Consider the following 20,385-nt stretch of genomic DNA (forward strand, 5'->3'; position numbering starts at 1 on the left):
AATGTGGTTTGTGTTTAAATTCACCATTGGATGTTCCTGCCTGAGTAGAGTACGGCGCCATAACAGTGCATGAAAGCTTCATCTGCTCCGCATACTGAAAGCAAAAAGTAGCGGAGGAATGTGACGGATGAATACAAATCAGCGCCATAAACAGTCTTATCGTATCCCAGCCAAAACGGGATATGCCCTGAAAGTAAGCAAGGGTTCTTTACTACGCATAACGGATCTGGAGGGACAGCAAGTCATTGATTTTGTGGCATATGATGCTACGGATGCTAACCATCGCTTGGATCCCGGCGTGACAATGGACGTATTGCGTACTTATCGAATTAAACCAGGACAATTTGTATATTCCAATCAGTATCAACCTTTACTCAAGATTGTCCGTGACACCGTTGGGGTCCATGATTTCTTCAACTCTGCTTGTCGTCCAGAGATGTATGAGGTGTTATACGACAAAAAGGATCACGCCAGTTGTTATCACAATCTGAACACGGCACTGGAACCCTTCGGGATTCTACCACCAGACCAACACTATCCGTTTAACCTGTTTATGAAGTCCGTTGTAGACAGTGAAGGCAAGATTGATGTTGTAGCTCCCGATTCTCGTGCAGGTGATTATATCGAGATGGAGGCATTAATGGATCTCACAATTGGGCTCTCCGCCTGTCCTTGTGAAGAAAGCTCATGCAACGGATACAACTGCACCCCAATTCAATTGGATGTGGAACTTTAACAGAATAACAACGCCTTAAAGCGATATGATAAAAGTGGTTTGTTCTAATTCACTCCTTGCGGGAATACGATGACTTGTACCCATTTTCTGTGACAACTGGTACAATTCATCGAACCCGTTAAGGAGTGAACGTGTTTATGTCTGTACTGTTCAGTTATATCATTCTGGGAATATCATTGTCCGCTCCAATCGGTCCGATTAACGCCGCCCAACTCGACCGTGGAGCCCGCCACGGATTCATGCATGCTTGGATTCTAGGACTCGGAGCTATGTTTGCAGATTTGGTGTATATGCTGCTGATTTATTTTGGAGTTGCCCATTTTCTGGACACGCCGTTCATGCGCTCTTTTCTCTGGTCATTTGGCAGTTTTATTCTGATTTACACGGGAGTGGAAACGCTCTCGAAGCTAAAGCAAGGCATTCAAGGTACATCTACTGCGGAAGCAACTGTTCGAAAATCTTTTATTTCCGGATTTTTGATGGCCCTGTCCAATCCACTGAATATATTATTTTGGCTGGGGATCTATGGCTCTATTCTCGCGACAACTGTGAAGCATACGGATACTGCTCATTTGCTGCTCTACAGTTCAGGCATATTCATTGGTATTCTGGTGTGGGATGTCATTATGGCTGGCATGGCCAGTCGATTCCACAAACATAGCAGTGAGAATGTATTGCGCTGGATCTCTATCATTTCGGGAATCTGCCTGATCGGATTTGGTTTGTATTTTGGGTACGAAGCTGTACGTTCCATATTTTTCTGACAACAAAATCAGGCTGGACAGTCACCCAACTTCCCCGACATTAATACTGTAACGGTATCATGTGGAATGGAGTTGGGAATCAATGGCGGAGCTGTATAGTGCCGACGAAATAAACACCTTGTTTGAGCGTCTTCCATCTTGGCAGCAGGACGCTTATTCGCAATTTGGTAAAATGATCGCCGATGAAAATAATACGTATCCATGTGTACCTGGACGAATGGGATTTCTGTCAGGACATTTGAGGTACGGATTTACGTGTGACCCCCGATCTGAACATGCTGCCGAAGATATGGCCGATCTGCTTAGACAATATGGTCCTGTCTCCAGAGACACCGGTCATTACGCTTCGATGGTCGTGATCTGTGAGACACCAAGTGATCTGAAAGATCATACAACGGTAGAACAATATCAGACGTTATTCTGGCAAATGCTTAATCGGGTAAGTTCACACGATACCGAGCCGTGGCCGGAACATATTTCAACCGATCCTCATGATTCATCATGGGAGTTTTGCTTTGGCGGAGAGCCTTACTTTTGTTTCTGTGCAACTCCTGCACATGAACTCCGAGCCAGCCGGCATTTTCCTTATCTCATGTTTGCTTTTCAACCACGGTGGGTATTCGAATCCATTAATGACAACACCCCTCTTGGCCGTAAAATGAAAACCTTAATTCGCAAACGTCTCGCTGCGTATGATGCTGTACCTGCTCACCCTTCGCTGATGTGGTATGGTCAGCAGGATAATCTGGAATGGAAACAGTATTTCCTGCCTGATGATGAGCAGACACCTTCCAAATGTCCATTCATGCGGATGAAGCAAGCCTTAGGCAAGTTGACGAAATAATCTTAAAGCACTCATTAATCCGTTGTACGACCTCCACGAAAGTTGCTGAGAGTTGCTTATGGTTTGGATGGTGCTGACTGCGATGCTTTCGAGCCACGTACCTTATGAACAACATACGTGATGATGCCAAGGAACACCAGAAGTCCCACACTTGCCAGCAGACCCGTTCTGCTGGCTTTTTCCATCGCTGTCCCAGCCACAGCAGCTACAATTAATACTATGGCAATCCATACTTTGATGCGATTCCACTTCACGGGCTTCATTTTTTTAATGTACGTGATGCAGATGAGCAGCCATGTATACATTAATACCAGACTACCTGCTGTCGTCACATATTCAAACAAACTCTTGGGCATCCATAATGCCATCAACGTAGACAGGACTAATCCAGCCGCTGTGCAACACAATGCCTGAAGTGGCATGTCCTTTTTCCCCCAGGTCTTTGTGAACAGCTTTGGTGCATCTCCATCTTCCGCGAGTTTCACCAACATAGACGTAATGGCATATAACGAAGCCACCATCGTCGAGAATCCGGCTATAATCAGAATTCCGTTGAGTATGTGGACCACAACGGTTAATCCAATGGTGGACATGGCTTTGACAAGCGGACTTTCATCTGGAGTTAACTGAACTGAAGGCACAAGCAACAGGATCAACGCAATTGAAATCACATAGAGTGTACTCACCGTCAATAGCATTACTCGACCTGATTTCACTGCATCTTTTGGTTCTTTCAGGTTAGCTGCCATCAAACCCATAACCTCGATCCCGGCAAAAGCAAAGAATGCATAGATGAAACCGGTCCATACGCCTTTACCTCCATGCGGGAACCATTCATTCTTCAATTGCTCGGGTGTGACTTTTACAGGTAACCAACCCAGACAAGCCGCTCCTGCTATAGCTATAAATGCAACCGTTGCAGCAAGTTTGATTACAGCAAGAATATTCTCCGTTTTGGTTAATCCCTTCGCTCCCAGTGCAGCAATGAACAGACCTATAGCGGCATAGATCGCAACAAATGCCCATAGCGGAAACTTGGGAAACCAGAATTGAGAGAACAGCCCAAGTGCCGTTAATGAGCTGCCCATGATGAGCATTTCAGAGAACCAGTACATCCATCCACTACCAAAACCAGCCCAAGGTCCGAATGCTTCGCCCGCATACGTTCGAAAAGCGCCTTCCTTTGGATCATCTGCCGTCATCTGTGCCAGCGCACCAAATACAAAGTAAGTACCTGCCGCCGCCAGCACCAACAATATAAGTACGGATATGCCGGCCCAATGAATCGCTAGACTGGTTCCCAGAAAAAATCCCGTTCCCAGTGTGCAACCCGCGCCAAACAAGGATAGGCTGACCCAACTTAGTTTTTCGTCGTCGTTTTTACGGTGTTGCTGACTTTTCATGAAGTTCCTCCTTCTGCCTTATCCCCTTACGATTTACAGGTCATGGAGGTTTTATGTCTGTATTACCAAAAAGAATTATTATTAGTTTACATAATAATTAATATGTTTTTCGGATGTATTGACTTGTAATTATTTGTTGTCTCCGTTATATGGAAAACTTCTTATTATACAAATCAAAAAAAGAAAAACCTTCCACATGTAAATATTGTGAGAGGTTTTTCCATTGGGTATATCTAATCAAACTCGCATCAATAATTAATTTTGTGTTGCTTCGTACAGACGATGTAAAATGGTTGCTGCTTCAGCACGTGTCACAAAATCTTTCGGACGAAGGTATCCGTTATTCGCAGTAATAATGTCCATATTAGTCAGTGTGTAAAACGCTTCTGCCTTAAAATCTTGAGAATCACCATCATAATAGTATTCTCCTTCATCCTGATCAATGTAAATCACCGGATAGTTAACCGAGAAATTATCATAGTAACTTGCAGGACGAACTTTAATATCCTTATAGTTTGAAGCTGCAGAAACTACATCTTCAATTTCTGGGTGAAGGGTCTGATCGGTGAAATTAGTTCTAATAGAAGAGATCATCATAATATCCCAGCGAGTTAAAGGTTTATCAGGTTTAATAGAAAATTTATAGTCTGGGTATTGCCCATCTAAACCTTCAAAAAAACTCCACACGTAATCTCCATTGAATATAGCTGCAAAATCTTTGTTTGCCCAATGTTTACGTGCATCTACAAACTCTGAGGATTTTCCATCTGAATAATTAATTTCTGGGAAAAGCTTATGAAACATATGTACAAACTCTGCTTTGGTTATCGTGTTGCCTGGCTTGAAACTTCCATCCTTATAACCGCTAATAACGCCTTTTTTGACCATCAAATCAATAGATTCAGCAGCCCATTCATATTTTTTGCCCTGCACATCAGAAAATGTATTTGCCGCAAATGAGGATTGGGAAAAAAACAATGATACAACGATCAGTGGCATTATTAGCCACTTCTTTTTTAACATTAATCTTCACTCTCCTGTCTTATGTAGATCAATCTACTCATATTTATATCGGCCTTTCAAGAGCACATCATTAGAACACGACCAGATTATTCCGATAATCCACTGCATCTTTATCCCTAAAAAAAGTGGTTGACTTCAATCGCTTAGAATGGTTTTCCTTTTAAACTTGGGGTGTGTCAATGTGGCTGTATGAGCGATAGTAACTAAGGTGAGAAAATGATCTTTCTATTGTGAATTTTTCATATGTTGAAATATTATAAATTAAGTCTTTATTTCTATTATCTCGAACGCGGACTGCCCATTTTTCGTATTTTCTCAATATCTTCGTCGTTTTTTATAAATTTAGTCGCTTATAAGAAGGGATATTTCCTGGGATTTTTCCTCTTTCATCCTTTGTCACCCGTTTTGAACTAAGCTGACGTATAGACATTATTCCCTAAATTTTTTTGCAGCCCCTGATCCGAAAGTTGTTGTGAATTTTTCATATGTTGAAAATATTTTATGTTGGTCATAAAAAAGCCGCCATATGGCGGCTTCGCTAATATTTCTGATTTAAGTCCGGCCAGTCCAATCTGCTCCGGCGATTTCTTTCCATCGTGCTCTAATTTCATCATACAATTCCTGTGGGAGTTGCCCTTTAGCCACAAGATCAGCATTTTGCTGCCAGCGATTGGGCTTGGCTGTTCCTACAATAGCTGTGTCTACACCTTCGGTACTTAGTGTAAAACGCAGTGCTGTTTCCACCGCTACCTGGGCATCTTCACCCAGAAAACCATAGTTCAGTTCACTTAAGCGCTTCCAGTATATAAATGGATAAGCCTCTTCTGAAAGTGTATCATACGTCCAGGCCGCATTGGCAATTGGTCTTTTGGCGATGACACCCATGTTTCTTTTTCTTGCCTCAGGCAACGTAAGATCAATTGCTTCCTGATCTGCGATATTTAATGAAGTCTCCAGGCTGTCAAATACTCCGGTCTGAATCGCATATAGCGCATCTGTTGTATCCCCACTGTATCCGATAAATCTGGTTTTTCCTGCTTCCTTGGTACGCTGTAGTACTTCGATCACTGCTCCTTGTCGGAGTACTTCTTCGGAGCAGCTATGCAAATGGATAACATCCACATAGTCCGTTTTCAGCCGTTTCAGACTACGGTCAATCGTTTGCTCCAGTACTTTGGCATCCCAATCCGGGCCTTCGATCCCGGCAGCATGTCCACATTTGGTGAACAAATAGTAGTCATCACGCCGATATGACAACACCTCGCCGATTAATTCCTCGCTGTCACCGTAACATTCAGCCGTGTCTATCACGTTTAATCCAGCATCCAGGGCACTATTCAGCAATGTCGCTACATCCGTTTTGGATACATTTTTGCCTATTTCCGCTCCGCCAAATCCAAGTGTACTTACGTTCATGCCAGTATTACCGTACTTGCGCGTTTCCATGGTTATCTTCCTCCAAGTTCAGTGAATTGGGTACAGATAAATAGAAATACTGATTAACTTTCCCTATGTTATTACCCATGAGTGGGTTATGCCACCCACTTTTCCAAAATGTAACCAACTTCATTTATTTAAAATCCATAAATGGACATTCCACCGTCAACCAATAACGTCTGACCCGTTATGTATCCCGCTGCATCTGATGCCAGGAATACAACCGGCCCTACCACTTCTTCCAGTTCTCCCACTCGCTGAAGCGGTGTACGGCTTACAATTTCCTGCAAATACTGCGGATCATCCAGCAGTTTTTCAGTCAGAGGTGTTCGGAAATACCATGGCCCTACTGAATTGACACGGATTCCATACTTGCCCCATTCCAGTGCGAGCACTTTGGTCATATGAATTAAAGCAGCTTTGGTTGCACCATATACAACCCCTGTCCGTAAAGCCGTGTGACCGCCTACCGAAGAGATGTTAATGATCTTCCCAGTCCCACGTTCTTTCATATGCAGACCCGCCAATTGCGAAGCGAAGAAAGCCGATTTTAAGTTTGTCTGCATGATGGTCTCCCACTGTTCGTCCGTTACTTCAAGTGCTGGTGTCCGTATGTTCATACCTGCGTTATTCACCAGAATGTCCAGACTACCCATCTCCGAGATTGCCTCTTGAAACGTCTCTTCCATTTGTTCTTTTGATGTCACATCCGCAGTCAGAGCGAGCGCTTTACGCCCTGTCTGTTCATAGATGTAGGCTGCTGTCTCCTCAATTTCTTTCATCGTTCGGGATACAAGTACAACGTCACTGCCTGACTGGGCAAGTCCAATCGCAATTGCTTTTCCGATCCCTCTCCCTGCACCTGTCACCAGTGCTGTCTGTCCATCGAGATGGAATGTGGGTACGTTCATGTCACTCACTCCTTCATCAGATTCTTTATTTCAGCATTCAAGCAGAATGCTGTATATGTAGGTAAACCCCGATAGGAATCAGGTTACAAAATACTGGCTTGGATTACCCAGTTCCGGATGGAACTTCTCTCGAAAGCGTCCTCCCGTATATTCCCCTATAATTTTTCGCCAGAACGCCTGCGCAATAACATTGTTCCGAACCTGAGTTACTTTCCATCTGCCAGGAAAACGTTTAAACAATTCATAGGCTGCCCGAGTGCCCACCCCACTGCGCCGATATTTTTGCATCACAAAAAACTCAGTCAAATAGTAGTCATTATCCTTACTACCAGGCTCCAATTTCTCCACCAGAGCAAACCCTGCAGGTGCCCCATCACTTGTAATCAAAAAAGGAAACTTGCGGTCCTCTTCTGCCCAGAATGCCTCCAGACCGGGATATTCCGGAAAAATGCCGTTACTGTCCACATCAATATTCAGGTATTTGGTAAAATCATATAGATAAAATTGCATTAAATGCCGAATCACCTGACTGCGGTCCCGGGGAACCAGTTCTATTTTCATATTCATCCGGTTCACCTCCTCTGCTCTACGTATACTAATTACTTTAAAGGTTTACGCGCCGAAGGGCAAGGAAGCATACCCTACTTACTGCCTGCTTTGGTGAACAAGCTGTGAGCATGTAAATTATGGTACACTAGAGCATAGAATACTATTAAATTGAATATTCATTTTATATGTTTTTCACATGGAGGTGTCGAACTTGACCAACGTGCAAAAAGAGATTGATCGACGCAAGCTGGATGACAAACTACCTTCCATGCCTTGGTTCGTTCAGCAATTCATGGACTACAAACTGCCTGACCTGTCCCCCTCTACCCTGCTCGAATATCTGAGAGATTACGAAGCTTTCTTCGGATGGTTGCGAGCAGAGGGGCTATCCGAGGCAAGATCTAATAAAGAAGTTACCTTGACTGAACTGGAAGTCCTTCGCATGGATTCGGTTACCGCCTATCGGTTATTTCTTACAACCAAACGGGAAGGAACCAATTCCAGAATTACCGTCTCCCGCAAGCTCTCTTCCCTTCGCTCCCTTTTTCATTACCTGAGCCAAATTGCGGAAGATGAAGACTTTTATCCTTTGCTGAAGCGGAACATTATGGCCAAAATCGAGATCAAGCGTACCCATAAACCCAAGGACACCGCTGCCAAACTCAAAGGTAAAATCCTGGAGGAAGAGGAACTGCTGGAATTTATCGGCTATATCCTTGAAGGTTACGCTGTTGATATGGAGAAGAACAAGCAGGCACTCTATTCCCATGAGCTCAACAAAGAACGGGACGCCTGCATTGCCAGCCTGATTCTAAATTCAGGTTTACGAGTGTCGGAAGTTGTGAACCTGAACGTCGATGATCTCGATCTGAACAACAAACTCCTGTATGTTTATCGCAAAGGTAACAATGATGAGACGTACAAAACACCCGTTTATTTCAGGGAACAGGCCAAGGACGAACTCGCAACTTATATGAACCTGCGGCAATCACGTTACCGCACGCCCAAGCGGGAGAAAGGTCTGTTCATTGCTTTGCGTAACGGAGATTCAGAAGGCAGTCGAATGACCAAAAGGGCGATCCAGGCGATGATCATGAAATACGCCAAACGTTTTGGCAAACCATTCTTGACCGTGCACAAATTACGCCATTCATTCGCAACCGACTATTATTTACAAAATGATATTTACAAAACGAAGGAGCAGCTTGGACACGCTTCTACGGAAACGACCGAGATCTATGCTCACCTTACCGACAAAACGATGTCCGAAGCCATTGAACGTCGTACCGACGAAGGGATGTAACATCCCGAACATAATAAAAGCAGCAAACCGCATCAAGGATTTCGATCCGAGAAAGGTCTGCTGCTTTTTGGTTTTTTTGCATTATTCAAGGAGAAGAGCATAAGTAGAAACAATTTAGTTTACATAATAAAAATTACGTTATATCCGAAGTCGATCAATCACGCTCTCTGTACAATCAATCATATCCAGCGATCATAATATCCCACTTCTTGACGTTTCTACGCTTCGAATTCACGATTCTGCCTTTACTCGCTCTCAACCATCTGTATCAACGCTTTGGCTATATCCTCCGTTTCTTGAACCGAGTACCATGTTATATCTCTGCTTACGGTGCTCTGCTCAATAAACTGCTCTGAAGGTAGCCATGAGATTATACCCACTACCCCTTCAAGCTGATCAACCAAGGTCAGATCTTTCTCTTCTCGAACCATCACAAATTTGGGATAAGAAGCATCCTTGAATCCTTCAACAACAATCCAATCATAATCCGATAGATAGCTCAGCATATCCTCTAGCTTGGTTGCCTGTCGCTCCATAATCGCAGTACGTTTCTCTGACATGATAACCACCGCCGAAGCCCCAGACTCTCCAAATCGATAAGAATCCGTTCCTTCTTGATCCATCTCAAAATGGTCATGTCCATCATGCTTAATTGCTGCTACTTTAAGTCCCATAGAAGAAAAGTGCCCGATCAGCGCGGCTGTCAGGGTTGTCTTGCCTGTGTTTTTGTATCCAACAATCTGTATGATATGTGGCTTTGTATCACTCATTGTAGTCATCTACCACTACCTCACATGACCTGAGGGCAGTTTGAGAATGCGTACCTGCTCACCCGCAGGAATGCCTTTTTTCTCAGGTGGAACAACAATCAGGCAATCACTGTCCTTAATGGTGATCATCACGCTAGATTCATCTACACGGGCGGCAGCCGGTATTGCGTACACCATGCCGTTGCGGATCTCTGTGCGTCCACGTACGAAACGTGTAAAATTATTAACTTTGGTGTACTCTTCTTCCAAGATCGCAGTCCATTCTTCCATATAAGGATGAGCATCCGCCTGCATGGAACGAATGGTTGGACGAACAAACAGACCAAAACCTACAAAACAAGCCCCGGGGTTACCCGAAAGTGCAAAAAGCAATTTATCTTTATATATAGCAGCTGTGGTCACACTGCCTGGTCGCATCGTCACTTTGTTAAACAACATCTCCACATGTTCTTCCAGCACAAGTTCGCCCATAATATCATAATCCCCAACGGATACACCGCCTGTGGTCACTACGATATCATTATCTTGAATGGCTTCTTCCAGTTTGGCCCTTGCCGTATTCACATCGTCTGCAATAGAACCGTACATCACAGGCTCTCCACCTGCCTCTACAACCAGAGAGCGCAGCATGTAACTGTTGCTATTCCGAATCCGACCTGGTTGTAATGGCTCATCTACATCAAGCAATTCCGTGCCGGTTGCGAATATCGCCACCTTTGGACGTTGAAATACAGGAACTTCTGCTATGCCAAAAGTAGCTAACACGGACTGCTCTCCTGCCCTGATGATCGTTCCTGCTTCGAGCAGTTGCTGTCCCTCTTGGACTTCCAGTCCGATTGGGGTGATGTTAGCACCCGACAATATGTGCCGTTTCAATGCAATCCACTGTTCTCCGTCCTCTACCTTGCTCTCAGTCATCTCCATCATGACCACCGCATCCGCACCTTCCGGAACCTGTGCACCGGTCATGATGCGAGCCGTCGTACCTGAAACAATGGTGTGATCCGAAGTGTAGCCGCAAGGAATTTCATCAATTACTCGAAACCAAACTTGATGATCACTCGATGCATCTATGGTATCTGTACTTATAATCGCGAATCCATCCATACCCGATCTCCGGAAGAATGGATACGGATGGGGTGCCTGAATCGTCTCTGCAAGTGTGCGGCCATGAGCAGATTCAAGATGAACTTTCTCTATGGAGCCTACAGTAACTCTTGCAGCTATTTTGGCCTGGGCATCCGGTACCTGTACAGCTGTACGATTGAATTTGGCAGTTGTCATATCATGTGAATGTGAGTTCAATTTCAAAAGTATTCTTACCTCCTAAAGACTATCATCCTTTAAGAAAGTGTAGCCCGAATATTGTAAGATAACAAGTACATCACTTATTGAATCCTGTGACAAAATCTTATTTCTTACAGGTGTAACATTCCTTGATCTATATTCAACATGAAAGGCATCTTGTCTGCCCATAATATAAGTGACAAAGGGAGGCGATGATCATAAGTAATCGATGTGAATTATGCGGAAGAGAACCTGTGAACACGACCGTTCATCATCTGACACCCAAAGAAATGGGCGGAACATTTCTACCAACGGCCAACCTGTGCATCCCCTGTCACAAACAGATTCATTCGCTATACACCAATCGCGACATTGTAACCCTTGGTCTCACTGATCTGCAATCCTTGAGACAGGATGAACGAATGATTCCATTTATCCGCTGGATTCGCAAACAACCTGCTACAACGATTCCCCGCGTACACAAGTCCAATCATGTTCGCAAGTCGTAAAGAAAAAAGAACAGCTCCAAGGTAAATGCGCGGATAGAGATAAATCCGTCATACCTTTTCCTGTTCTTTTTGGATTGAACTATATGTTGGGCAGCCAAGCTTATAATTAAATCATTATCTTCGCCTCTTAATTCGGCCGCCGCCCACTCTGGTTTTTGGTTTTTTGTAGGATTTCTTAGGTGAATCAAACAGCCCACCACTGCTCTTGTTGCGATCAATGGTTCCCTTGCTCTGATCCTTGTTGCGGTTGAATAATCCTCCGCCAGATCCCACGCTTGAATCTTTATCGCTTCCGCGCCTTGTAATCGTACCTTTCCGATCAACAGTAATAGGTGGAGCAAGCTTCTTGTCATTACTTGTTGGTGCACGATAAGATCCTGCACTCGGTTTATACGTATCTTTATTGGTGTATCCCCGATAGTTGCCATAACCTCGCCCGCCAAAAGAATCGAACAAATTACCAATTAATGTAGCGGTGAGGTAACCTTGTAAAAAAGATGAATCGTAGTTCTGCCGAACATATTCCTTGGAGTCCACCTCAACCAAGGTATCCTCCGGCTTGTTCGGGTCTTGTTGCAGGTGATAATACTCGTCCTGATACACGAGGAACATACGCTCTGTGTTCTCTGCCGAGATCTGATCCGGTTGCCGCTGGTCAGACAATTCCTGAGCCACTTCCGGAACGGTACGGTCCGAAGCCCGGTACACATAGGACGTTGAGTTACCACTGCCGTTAACCGATTCAAGCGGATAGGTGTCCTGAACAGAAGGTGCTGCTCCGCACGCGGACAACAGAGACATGACAAGGCTGAGGACCAGCATTAATTTTAATCCATGTGCCAAGCGTTTTTTCATTGGAACCTCTCCTAGCTCGAACGAATCACTTTGATATCCGCAGGAAGAATGGACTCACCCTCATACAGTGTAAATCTTCTGTCTTGCCACTCCACGCGAAGAAGCATATTATCATCCGACTGATACTGCCATACCAATTGTTCTCCAGCCTGGCCATATGGAGTTCTACCTGCCGTTGATACCATGCCTCCATACTCTTCCTCCAGATGATATGCGCGTCCATCCAGGTCCAGCAATGTAGGCACCTCATCAGGCGCATCAAGCCTGCCATCAATTGGTGTATATAGGGCGTAACGTGTGAGTTCCCGTTCTTCGATATGCAAATATCGAAATGCGGTACCATCCTGTAGCGTGAGCACAACTGCATTTCGAGCACGATTTTGTACCCGACCAACGACTTCATAAGTGACCAGAGAAACCTCACAGATATCACCAGGTGCAAGCTGAAGCATCGTTTTCTCTGCCTGCGGTGGTTCAGGTTTCGTTAGTATTCCTTTAATTCGTTTCCATACACTCATGAGAATTACTCCTGTTCCTTATCTTATAAACAAGCTGCAATAATCAGTGCGCCCACGATATGTAAAGCGCCAGAGAACAATCCGTACCCTGTCTTCCCTTGCTGAATTCCCGTATCCAGATCCAGATTGGCCCATTTGCGAATCATAAAGTGTACAACACTCTCCAGAATCAACAAAATGATAAAGGATACAACGGAGACCAGCAGTGCTTCTCCCAGGTGACCGGCCGTAGAAATGGACGTAGCGAGTACATATCCTTGTGCAAATAATTTCATAACCATGCGTGTAGTAACGGCCATATTGCCAGCCTTAACTTCAGCAAAATCCTTATATTTCGTGAACAGTGAATCAATATACATCAGGACAAACAGCAAAACCGAACCAGATCCGGTCCAGACCAGCATCGCCAAAATGTTCAAATCCATTTACACAGCCCCCACATATCAACATGAACCGCATTTAAAAGCGAAGGAGAAATACTCTTCTCCTCCGCTGGTTAACCCTGCTGACAACCAAGGTATTAGTTCTTATTATCGTACTGTTTCATCAATGCTGCGAGTTCATCTTCAACAGCCTGATCTTTACCCAACTTCTCGAACTCTTCATCCAAAGATTTTCCTTTGGAAGACATTTCGTTACTTGCTTCGGCCTGTGCTTCCATCTGCATCATTTTCTCTTCCATACGCTTCATACCAGCACTTGCAGTATCAGAGCCAAACCCATTCAACGCTTTGTTGATTTCCGTTTGGGCTTTTGCTGCATTGTAACGGGCTACCAGTGTTTCACGTTTGTTCTTCATTTGAGTCAACTGCTTACGCATTTCGTCAAGCTTGCCACGCAGGTTATCTGCAGAAGCCTTGTTTTGGTCATAGCTGGTTTTGTACTCAGCCATCTTCTCTTCAGCAGCCTTTTTCTCTTCCAGGGCACGTCGAGCCAAATCTAGATTCTGAGCACGTGCCGCCGTATGCGCCTGCTCTTCACGTTTCTTCACAAGAGCTTCCTGCTCTTCGAATAACTGCTTGAATTTCTTCTCAATGGCGATCTGTTGAGCCACTGCTTTCTCCGCATCTTCCAGATCCTCTTGCATGTCACGGATATATTGGTCCGTCATCTTGATTGGATCTTCCGCCTTGTCAATAATGGCGTTGATGTTAGACATAGTTAGATCACGCAAACGTTTGAAAATGGACATTATGTTATTCCTCCTAGTCGATATTACATCGTATATAAACATACATACGTAACAATCTACAACTCGTTTCAATTTTAGCAAATAAAATCAAAACATTCGATGGCTCTTATGTCAGGAAGATCGTTTATCTTTATTCAGATGATCCTCCATCAACCTCTCTGCAGTCTGCACGATTTCGTCGATCTGCATCCGCGTGATGGAATCAAAATGGATACCCATGATCACCGTAACGGTTACTTTCAGCTGCAAGGCAGCCTTTCGGGCAAGCCGCTCACACAGCTCTTGTTCTTTATGCCCAGGAATATGGACTGTCGTCCCGCTTACGCGCTCATGATCCACGTAGAACGTGGCTACGGCGCCAATATGCGCCTTTCCTCCGGTAACGAGAAAAACCTTATCTTCTCCTGCTTCAATCACCTGTAAACGTATGGATTTCAAATCATATGTACTCATACCCATCCACCTATCCTTTTCTATATGTTATGTATGGAGGAATTATGGCTGTCATAAGATAAATCCGCAATGAAACTTCTCACACTACGCATATTTTATGGAACCCCCGGGCATACCAAGGAGAACGTCATTTTGGAAAAGGAGGCCGTTTATTATGCGCGTACGCCTCATTATGCTGATGGTTATCGTTATTTTTCTCGGGGGATCTCATGCTCCAGTTTCATCGCGGGATGTTTCAAGCCCACCAAGTGAATCAGTATCAGGTTCGGATTCTGCGGAAGAAGAACAACTGACATTGGGACAATTACGTCAAAAATATGCCGATACGTTCAAAACCAATGGTCCTTCAACCAAGAAGGTTGCACTGACTTTTGATGATGTACCTGATCCACGATTTACTCCACAAGTACTGGATGTATTGAAGAAATACAATGTCAGAGCTACATTCTTCATCGTGGGTAGTCGTGCTGAGAAACATCCGGATCTGGTGAAACGCATCGTTAAGGAAGGGCATATGGTTGGTAATCACAGCTACAATCATCCTGAATTCAGTAAACTGTCGATGAATGCCTTTCGCAAACAAATTTTACATACCGGGGATATTATCCAACGTTTGGCAGGATATACGCCCAAGATGATTCGGCCACCTTATGGAGACATTAATGAAGAACAGCTGAGATGGGCTGCCAAACAACACTATAGCATTGTGAACTGGAACGTAGACTCCCTGGACTGGAAAGGCCTTTCAAAGGAACAGGTGAAAGATAACATTCTTTCTGCCGTAAAACCCGGCTCCATCGTTCTGCAACATGCTGGAGGCGGTGTAGGGTCAAACCTGAACGGCACGATTGAGGCTTTGCCTGAAATTATTGAGGAACTACGTAATCGGGGATATGAACTGGTCACCTTGGACGAAATGCTGGGATTGCCCAAGGCCAAAGATTAAGATGACCGTGGTAGAAATAAATGAGAATATTAAAAGGGTGCTGTTCAATCGCGAATTAGCGACTGGCAGACACCCTGTTTGAATTCATTTTAAATGTTCTTTTCTCTCTACTTCAGAATGTACAGCTCGATATCCTGAAAACCAAATGAGCTTACAGACTGTTTGCTACCCGGGATAAAGATATCAATCCGGTGACCTTTGATTGCACCGCCCACATCCCGCGCTGTGGCTACAAAAGCCTGTTTTGGCAATCCTGGATGGCTGTGACCAGTTACCAGTACTTTGGTTCCAAGTGGAATTACACTTGGATCAACTGCAATCGTACCCAGTTCAAGGTCATTTCCGAAATAATCGACTGCACCCCAGCCTCCATTTTCAGACGGATCTGCAGAGTATGCCGTTGCTTTTACGTTCACAGCTTTGCTGTAATCGAATGTTTTACCCCAGGCTTGAACAACTTTGTTATCTGCGTTGACGTCCAAGCTTGCTGTAGTAACAGTCTTCGCTTGGGTCTTGCTCTCCGTTGCCGCAGCGGCTGCTACATTGTTTGCCTTACCGGGAATCGTAATTTTCAAACCACCATAAATGTTGTAAGCCGAAATGTCGTTGTTTGCTTTAATTAACGTGTTGAGTGCTACTCCATATTGTTTTGATAAGGTGTAGAAGGTATCCCCTTCTTTGGCCACATGAACTGAATCGGCGTGAGCCGGAACGGCTTGAATGAGCATTGCTGTTGTCATTAATGCTACTGCTGTTTTGGCTATACGTTTCTTGTTAATCATGGTCTTCCTCCCTCATTGTGCCTGCGAAGTTAGTTGTCGGATTCGGATGAGGAGCCCACCCTATAGGTTCTTCGTTACATTTGAAACGTTATGTACCCAATTCACCCCAAGCAGTGTGCTGTAGATCTTCCCCCTGCACAATCTGCATCGTTACATCCCCCGCACTCCCTATCCGGAAGTTTCGGCAGAGTTCAATATATCACAATTTTGTAACCTGAACTTGTAGTAATTCTTACCAAATGGTTTTTAGCATGTAAGCATTTGTAAGAATACTGGTTAATTCAGAAAGTTTGGTTGACCCGATTCCTTTATATTTGGTAACAGAATAGTTACTTTTCCGAATCCATACGTCATTATTATCCATAAAAAATAGCGTTACCGACTCGAAGTCAGTAACGCTATTTGATCACATCGTTTAGAGTACTTTCGCAAGAAAATCACGTGTACGTGAATTTTTGGGTGCTCCAAACACCTCATCAGGTGTTCCCTCTTCCACAATAACCCCGCCATCCATGAACAAGATGCGGTCTCCCACTTCACGTGCGAAACCCATCTCATGGGTTACGATGACCATCGTCATTCCGCCTTCTGCAAGACGTTTCATGACATCCAGCACTTCGCCGACCATCTCAGGGTCCAGTGCCGACGTAGGCTCGTCAAACAGCATCACATGCGGCTGCATGGCCAATGCTCTAGCAATGGCGATCCGCTGTTTCTGTCCACCAGACAGCTGATTCGGGAATGTATCTTTTTTATCGTACAAGCCCACGGTGTTAAGCAGATCAGAGGCAATTTTCTCCGCTTCCTGAGTGGATTGTTTCTTCACTTTAATCGGAGCAATCGTGATGTTTTGCTGTACCGTTTTGTGTGGGAACAGGTTGAAGTGCTGGAACACCATGCCCATTTTCTCACGAGTTGCGTTAATGTTATGCTTGGGGTCCGTGATTGACACGCCTTCAAAATCAATCTCTCCTGAGGTAGGCTGTTCCAGCAGATTCAGACAACGTAAGAAAGTACTTTTACCTGAACCGGAAGGACCGATGACCACGACAACCTCACCTTTGCCAATCGTCACGTTAATGCCCTTAAGCACATCGTTATTTCCATAAGATTTGTGTAATTGTCTAACGTCTATCACTTGCACTCAACTTCCTTTCCAGTCGTCCCAGCAGCTTGGACAAAATGAACGTCATTACAAAGTAGATGGCTGCTGCAATCAAAAATGGACTCAACCCTTGGTACGTAATGTTCTTGACTACACTTGCCTGATACATAATATCCACCATACCGATAACGGAGATAATGGAGGATTCTTTGATGATAGTTATGAATTCATTACCGATCGCTGGTAATACAGCTTTGAAGGCTTGTGGCAATATGATATAACGCATCGCGGCGCCTCTTCCCATACCTAATGAACGCGCTGCCTCCAACTGACCACGATCCACACCTTGGATACCTGCACGGAAAATCTCCGCCAGATAGGCACCACTATTGATTGAAAGTGTAATGATACCTGCCTGAAGTGCAGTGAAGTTAATGCCAAAGCTCAGGGAAAAACCATAGTAAATAATCATCAACTGTACCAACATCGGTGTGCCACGGATCACTTCAACGTAAGCCGTACCGATCCAGCGCAAGATTGCAGCGTCATGCAAACGGAACAAACAGATGATCAATCCAATAATTACCCCGAAGATAACCCCAAGTGCAGACAACAGAAGTGTGTATCCTACACCTGTAGCATAGAAACTTTTGTACTCCCAGAATACTTGGAAAATATTTTGTGATTTGTTCGCTTTATCCGCCATCAAGAGGCTGGCGTCCGTCACCATCTGATTGATTTTATCTTCGCTTTTCAGTCGCTCCAGTGTTCCATTTACTGCAGCTAGCAGCTCGGTATTACCTTTACGAATCCCGATTGCCGCTTCTGCTTGCTCTTCGTCCGGAACAGCAGCAGCAAGTCCAATGATATCGTCCAGATAACCTACAGCAACGGTATCTTCAACGATTGCCGCGTCAATGCGTTTTGTTTGCAGTTGAAGCACGATATCCGAGATTTTATCCAGCGCAGTAAGCTTCGCTCCTGGAATACTCTGTCCGATCGTTTCCTGAATGGAGCCTTTCTGAACGCCAATCTTCGCATTTTCAAGTTCTGCCATGGTTGGATATTTGTCTTTATCCACATTCCGAACCATAATCACTTGTTTTGATTTATAATAGGTGTCGGAAAAATCGATACTTTTCTTCCGCTCATCCGTCGGCGTCATACCTGAAATCACCAGATCAACACGCCCGCTCTGCAATGAAGGCAGAAGACCGTCGAAGCCCATATCCTCAATCACAAGCTCAGCGCCAAGATCTTTGGCAATCTCTTTGGCGATCTCAATATCGAAGCCGACGATTTCATCTTTGCCATTAATCACTTTATGGAATTCATATGGTGCAAAATCGGCACTTGTACCGAGCACCAGCTTTTTACTGCTTGAATTATCTGTAGTTCCACTTGCAAGTGCCACAGGAACGGCAGTCGTCAGCAGAATAACAAAGGTCAACAGCATCATGGTGTAACGACTTATTAATTTCAACCTTTTTCTCTCCCCTTACAATACTTTGTATGCTTCTCATGTTGATGACTGAGTCATTATAAAGTACAATGCATGATTATGCAATGCATTTTGACAATACAAATCTTGACTTGTTTCTGAAAAAATAAAGCAAACATGATATAATCAATGAATTATTTTTATTTTTGCATAAGGAGTTTACTAATGACAGCTAACAAATCACAAATTCTGACGGTTATTGATCAATATGCTTCCCGTTTTAAAGCCATTTCATCATATATCGGTGCCAACCCCGAACTGGGAAATGAAGAGTATCTCGCTTCTGCCCGTTTGAAAGAAGAACTGCTCTTCCACGGTTTCACTGTAGAGGCTCCAATCCTCGGTCTGGAGACAGCCTTTATCGGAACCTATTCAGCCGCCAAACCCGGCCCTACCATTGCTTTATTGTGCGAATATGACGCCTTGCCGGAGATCGGTCACGCTTGTGGTCACCATCTAATCTGTATGATGAGTCTTGGGGCCGCTGTTGGGCTAAAATCTATTCTGGATGAAGTAGGTGGAACCATTAAAGTGTTTGGTACCCCCGCTGAAGAGACACGTGGTGCCAAAGTTCCGATGGCTGAAGCAGGTTTGTTCGATGACTGTGACGTCGCTCTCATGGCGCATCCATATTATGCCCACGAAAAGTCAGGCAGCTCGCTGGCTATTGATGCTGTGCAATTTGAATTCCATGGCCGATCTTCACATGCCGCTGCAAGTCCGCACGAAGGTATTAATGCACTTGATGCTGTCATTCAAACGTTCAACGGGATTAATGCATTCCGTCAACAAGTGAAAAGCACCGTTCGGATTCATGGTGTGATCAACAACGGAGGTCAGGCAGCAAATATCATTCCTGACTATGCTTCTGCGCAATTTTATGTACGGGCAGCAACTCGCAAAGAACTGAATATCCTCACAGAACGTGTGATTCAGATCGCTGAAGGTTCTGCTCTCCAGACAGGTTGCAAGCTGGTAACATCCAACTATGAAACGTCCTATGATGAGATGGTTACCAATGAAGCATTCTCAGCTGCGTTTAGTCAAAATCTGATGGAACTTGGTATCACGCAAGAAGAGATTGTGAGTGGTAATGATCACGGCTCTATGGACATCGGTAACGTTTCCCTGAAATGTCCTGCGATCCATCCTTACATTCGTGTTGTGGATGAGGTTCATACCCTGCACTCCATAGCCTTCCGTGACCTTGCATTACAGGAGCGCGCGCTGGATGGCATGATTCTGGGAGCCAAGGCACTTGCAACAACAGCCTATGACGTACTGAGCCAGCCAGAGCTGCTTCAAACCATCCGCACGGAGTTCGAGCAAGCTATTCGCTAAAATTCACTTTCAACATGTTATATAGGGGTGCCCTGAACAATCTTGAATTCCAAGCTGTTCAGGGCACCCTTTTTTCTAAATTAGCTGTAAGTATATTCAGCACAAAGCTGGAAATGCTGTGAAAGAAACCTTTGAAAACGATGAAAATAATACATT

General features: G+C 44.5%; 22 protein-coding genes and 1 riboswitch. Of the genes, 7 read left to right on the plus strand and 15 right to left on the minus strand.

Translation table 11 applies throughout. From position 1 onward, the window contains the following. Positions 1-127: 127 nt before the first annotated feature. The 3 genes from MHI48_RS17620 to MHI48_RS17630 all read left to right on the plus strand — a co-directional run bounded on the left by MHI48_RS17620 (position 128) and on the right by MHI48_RS17630 (position 2,344). Complete coding sequence (locus MHI48_RS17620) at positions 128-736, plus strand: DUF1989 domain-containing protein (protein ID WP_076250280.1); 609 nt, start codon at positions 128-130, stop codon at positions 734-736. Positions 737-873: 137 nt separating this feature from the next. Beyond that, entirely contained in the window at positions 874-1,500 is a 627-nt protein-coding gene (locus MHI48_RS17625) for a LysE family translocator (RefSeq protein ID WP_017688112.1), read from the plus strand. Between the two features lie 82 nt (positions 1,501-1,582). Next, positions 1,583-2,344, plus strand: a complete 762-nt coding sequence (locus MHI48_RS17630; RefSeq protein ID WP_076317641.1) for a YqcI/YcgG family protein — start codon at positions 1,583-1,585, stop codon at positions 2,342-2,344. Between the two features lie 56 nt (positions 2,345-2,400). Here the strand turns inward: MHI48_RS17630 and MHI48_RS17635 are convergent, their stop codons facing one another. From MHI48_RS17635 to MHI48_RS17655, 5 genes are all read right to left on the minus strand, one after another. Further along, a complete protein-coding gene (locus tag MHI48_RS17635) occupies positions 2,401-3,747 on the minus strand; it encodes an amino acid permease (RefSeq protein WP_405141299.1) in 1,347 nt (448 codons plus the stop codon). A gap of 255 nt (positions 3,748-4,002) precedes the next feature. Continuing rightward, positions 4,003-4,770, minus strand: coding sequence for an S-layer homology domain-containing protein (locus tag MHI48_RS17640; RefSeq protein WP_036613706.1), 768 nt, complete (start codon positions 4,768-4,770; stop codon positions 4,003-4,005). 552 nt (positions 4,771-5,322) lie between these two features. Further along, entirely contained in the window at positions 5,323-6,216 is an 894-nt protein-coding gene (locus MHI48_RS17645; protein ID WP_340017668.1) for an aldo/keto reductase, read from the minus strand. A gap of 128 nt (positions 6,217-6,344) precedes the next feature. Further along, positions 6,345-7,118, minus strand: coding sequence for an SDR family NAD(P)-dependent oxidoreductase (locus MHI48_RS17650; RefSeq protein WP_076328548.1), 774 nt, complete (start codon positions 7,116-7,118; stop codon positions 6,345-6,347). 78 nt (positions 7,119-7,196) lie between these two features. Next, positions 7,197-7,685, minus strand: a complete 489-nt coding sequence (locus tag MHI48_RS17655; protein ID WP_076328547.1) for a GNAT family N-acetyltransferase — start codon at positions 7,683-7,685, stop codon at positions 7,197-7,199. Between the two features lie 178 nt (positions 7,686-7,863). Between MHI48_RS17655 and xerS the strand changes: the two genes are divergently transcribed. Next, a complete protein-coding gene (gene xerS / locus MHI48_RS17660; RefSeq protein WP_076328546.1) occupies positions 7,864-8,970 on the plus strand; it encodes a tyrosine recombinase XerS in 1,107 nt (368 codons plus the stop codon). A 245-nt stretch (positions 8,971-9,215) separates the two neighbouring features. Here the strand turns inward: xerS and mobB are convergent, their stop codons facing one another. Then, positions 9,216-9,749 carry a molybdopterin-guanine dinucleotide biosynthesis protein B gene (mobB, locus tag MHI48_RS17665; RefSeq protein ID WP_083677437.1) on the minus strand — a complete coding sequence of 178 codons (534 nt, stop codon included), beginning with the start codon at positions 9,747-9,749 and terminating at the stop codon, positions 9,216-9,218. A gap of 6 nt (positions 9,750-9,755) precedes the next feature. Then, on the minus strand, positions 9,756-11,024 hold the full coding sequence (glp, locus tag MHI48_RS17670; protein WP_076328657.1) for a gephyrin-like molybdotransferase Glp: 1,269 nt from the start codon (positions 11,022-11,024) through the stop codon (positions 9,756-9,758). A gap of 215 nt (positions 11,025-11,239) precedes the next feature. On the opposite strand from glp, the gene MHI48_RS17675 reads away from it, so the two are divergent. Further along, on the plus strand, positions 11,240-11,536 hold the full coding sequence (locus MHI48_RS17675; RefSeq protein ID WP_076328545.1) for a restriction endonuclease: 297 nt from the start codon (positions 11,240-11,242) through the stop codon (positions 11,534-11,536). Between the two features lie 114 nt (positions 11,537-11,650). Here MHI48_RS17675 and MHI48_RS17680 read toward each other — a convergent pair whose 3' ends face one another. The 5 genes from MHI48_RS17680 to MHI48_RS17700 all read right to left on the minus strand — a co-directional run bounded on the left by MHI48_RS17680 (position 11,651) and on the right by MHI48_RS17700 (position 14,554). Beyond that, positions 11,651-12,391, minus strand: coding sequence for a DUF4247 domain-containing protein (locus tag MHI48_RS17680; protein ID WP_017688102.1), 741 nt, complete (start codon positions 12,389-12,391; stop codon positions 11,651-11,653). An 11-nt stretch (positions 12,392-12,402) separates the two neighbouring features. Continuing rightward, complete coding sequence (locus tag MHI48_RS17685; RefSeq protein WP_076317633.1) at positions 12,403-12,909, minus strand: DUF4178 domain-containing protein; 507 nt, start codon at positions 12,907-12,909, stop codon at positions 12,403-12,405. 23 nt (positions 12,910-12,932) lie between these two features. Continuing rightward, a complete protein-coding gene (locus MHI48_RS17690; protein WP_076328544.1) occupies positions 12,933-13,334 on the minus strand; it encodes a DUF350 domain-containing protein in 402 nt (133 codons plus the stop codon). Between the two features lie 95 nt (positions 13,335-13,429). Next, positions 13,430-14,101: a PspA/IM30 family protein gene (locus MHI48_RS17695; RefSeq protein WP_076210133.1), complete on the minus strand. Its 672-nt coding sequence runs from the start codon at positions 14,099-14,101 to the stop codon at positions 13,430-13,432. Positions 14,102-14,212: 111 nt separating this feature from the next. Continuing rightward, positions 14,213-14,554 carry a hypothetical protein gene (locus MHI48_RS17700; RefSeq protein WP_051447323.1) on the minus strand — a complete coding sequence of 114 codons (342 nt, stop codon included), beginning with the start codon at positions 14,552-14,554 and terminating at the stop codon, positions 14,213-14,215. A 154-nt stretch (positions 14,555-14,708) separates the two neighbouring features. On the opposite strand from MHI48_RS17700, the gene MHI48_RS17705 reads away from it, so the two are divergent. After that, the gene (locus MHI48_RS17705; RefSeq protein ID WP_076328543.1) at positions 14,709-15,500 is read left to right on the plus strand and encodes a polysaccharide deacetylase family protein; all 792 of its coding nucleotides are present in this window, start codon (positions 14,709-14,711) and stop codon (positions 15,498-15,500) included. A 107-nt stretch (positions 15,501-15,607) separates the two neighbouring features. On the opposite strand, the gene MHI48_RS17710 is transcribed toward MHI48_RS17705, so the two are convergent. The 3 genes from MHI48_RS17710 to MHI48_RS17720 all read right to left on the minus strand — a co-directional run bounded on the left by MHI48_RS17710 (position 15,608) and on the right by MHI48_RS17720 (position 18,870). Beyond that, a complete protein-coding gene (locus MHI48_RS17710) occupies positions 15,608-16,282 on the minus strand; it encodes a 3D domain-containing protein (RefSeq protein ID WP_036613684.1) in 675 nt (224 codons plus the stop codon). A gap of 2 nt (positions 16,283-16,284) precedes the next feature. Next, a riboswitch (cyclic di-AMP (ydaO/yuaA leader) is annotated at positions 16,285-16,479 on the minus strand. 218 nt (positions 16,480-16,697) lie between these two features. Continuing rightward, positions 16,698-17,420 (minus strand): amino acid ABC transporter ATP-binding protein, encoded by a 723-nt coding sequence (locus MHI48_RS17715; RefSeq protein WP_076328542.1) that lies wholly within the window; start codon positions 17,418-17,420, stop codon positions 16,698-16,700. Beyond that, a complete protein-coding gene (locus MHI48_RS17720; protein ID WP_083677436.1) occupies positions 17,407-18,870 on the minus strand; it encodes an ABC transporter permease subunit in 1,464 nt (487 codons plus the stop codon). Before MHI48_RS17720 ends, MHI48_RS17715 begins: the two co-directional genes overlap by 14 nt. Before the next feature lie 183 nt (positions 18,871-19,053). Between MHI48_RS17720 and MHI48_RS17725 the strand changes: the two genes are divergently transcribed. Continuing rightward, a complete protein-coding gene (locus MHI48_RS17725) occupies positions 19,054-20,229 on the plus strand; it encodes a M20 family metallopeptidase (protein ID WP_076328541.1) in 1,176 nt (391 codons plus the stop codon). The last annotated feature ends 156 nt before the right edge of the window (positions 20,230-20,385 follow it).

Origin of the sequence: Paenibacillus sp. FSL H7-0942, assembly GCF_045040715.1 — a bacterium.
Taxonomy (GTDB): domain Bacteria; phylum Bacillota; class Bacilli; order Paenibacillales; family Paenibacillaceae; genus Paenibacillus; species Paenibacillus amylolyticus.

What these genes read in the sequence shown, in the direction of transcription:
- MHI48_RS17725 (WP_076328541.1), top strand. Translation starts at nt 19,054, where the DNA reads ATGACAGCTAACAAATCACAAATTCTGACGGTTATTGATCAATATGCT.
- MHI48_RS17695 (WP_076210133.1), bottom strand. Translation starts at nt 14,101, where the DNA reads ATGTCCATTTTCAAACGTTTGCGTGATCTAACTATGTCTAACATCAAC.
- xerS (WP_076328546.1), top strand. Translation starts at nt 7,864, where the DNA reads ATGGAGGTGTCGAACTTGACCAACGTGCAAAAAGAGATTGATCGACGC.
- MHI48_RS17700 (WP_051447323.1), bottom strand. Translation starts at nt 14,554, where the DNA reads ATGAGTACATATGATTTGAAATCCATACGTTTACAGGTGATTGAAGCA.
- MHI48_RS17655 (WP_076328547.1), bottom strand. Translation starts at nt 7,685, where the DNA reads ATGAATATGAAAATAGAACTGGTTCCCCGGGACCGCAGTCAGGTGATT.
- MHI48_RS17620 (WP_076250280.1), top strand. Translation starts at nt 128, where the DNA reads ATGAATACAAATCAGCGCCATAAACAGTCTTATCGTATCCCAGCCAAA.
- MHI48_RS17630 (WP_076317641.1), top strand. Translation starts at nt 1,583, where the DNA reads ATGGCGGAGCTGTATAGTGCCGACGAAATAAACACCTTGTTTGAGCGT.
- MHI48_RS17685 (WP_076317633.1), bottom strand. Translation starts at nt 12,909, where the DNA reads ATGAGTGTATGGAAACGAATTAAAGGAATACTAACGAAACCTGAACCA.
- MHI48_RS17675 (WP_076328545.1), top strand. Translation starts at nt 11,240, where the DNA reads ATGATCATAAGTAATCGATGTGAATTATGCGGAAGAGAACCTGTGAAC.
- MHI48_RS17690 (WP_076328544.1), bottom strand. Translation starts at nt 13,334, where the DNA reads ATGGATTTGAACATTTTGGCGATGCTGGTCTGGACCGGATCTGGTTCG.
- MHI48_RS17645 (WP_340017668.1), bottom strand. Translation starts at nt 6,216, where the DNA reads ATGGAAACGCGCAAGTACGGTAATACTGGCATGAACGTAAGTACACTT.
- MHI48_RS17640 (WP_036613706.1), bottom strand. Translation starts at nt 4,770, where the DNA reads ATGTTAAAAAAGAAGTGGCTAATAATGCCACTGATCGTTGTATCATTG.
- MHI48_RS17635 (WP_405141299.1), bottom strand. Translation starts at nt 3,747, where the DNA reads ATGAAAAGTCAGCAACACCGTAAAAACGACGACGAAAAACTAAGTTGG.
- MHI48_RS17650 (WP_076328548.1), bottom strand. Translation starts at nt 7,118, where the DNA reads ATGAACGTACCCACATTCCATCTCGATGGACAGACAGCACTGGTGACA.
- MHI48_RS17625 (WP_017688112.1), top strand. Translation starts at nt 874, where the DNA reads ATGTCTGTACTGTTCAGTTATATCATTCTGGGAATATCATTGTCCGCT.
- mobB (WP_083677437.1), bottom strand. Translation starts at nt 9,749, where the DNA reads ATGACTACAATGAGTGATACAAAGCCACATATCATACAGATTGTTGGA.
- MHI48_RS17710 (WP_036613684.1), bottom strand. Translation starts at nt 16,282, where the DNA reads ATGATTAACAAGAAACGTATAGCCAAAACAGCAGTAGCATTAATGACA.
- glp (WP_076328657.1), bottom strand. Translation starts at nt 11,024, where the DNA reads ATGACAACTGCCAAATTCAATCGTACAGCTGTACAGGTACCGGATGCC.
- MHI48_RS17680 (WP_017688102.1), bottom strand. Translation starts at nt 12,391, where the DNA reads ATGAAAAAACGCTTGGCACATGGATTAAAATTAATGCTGGTCCTCAGC.
- MHI48_RS17705 (WP_076328543.1), top strand. Translation starts at nt 14,709, where the DNA reads ATGCGCGTACGCCTCATTATGCTGATGGTTATCGTTATTTTTCTCGGG.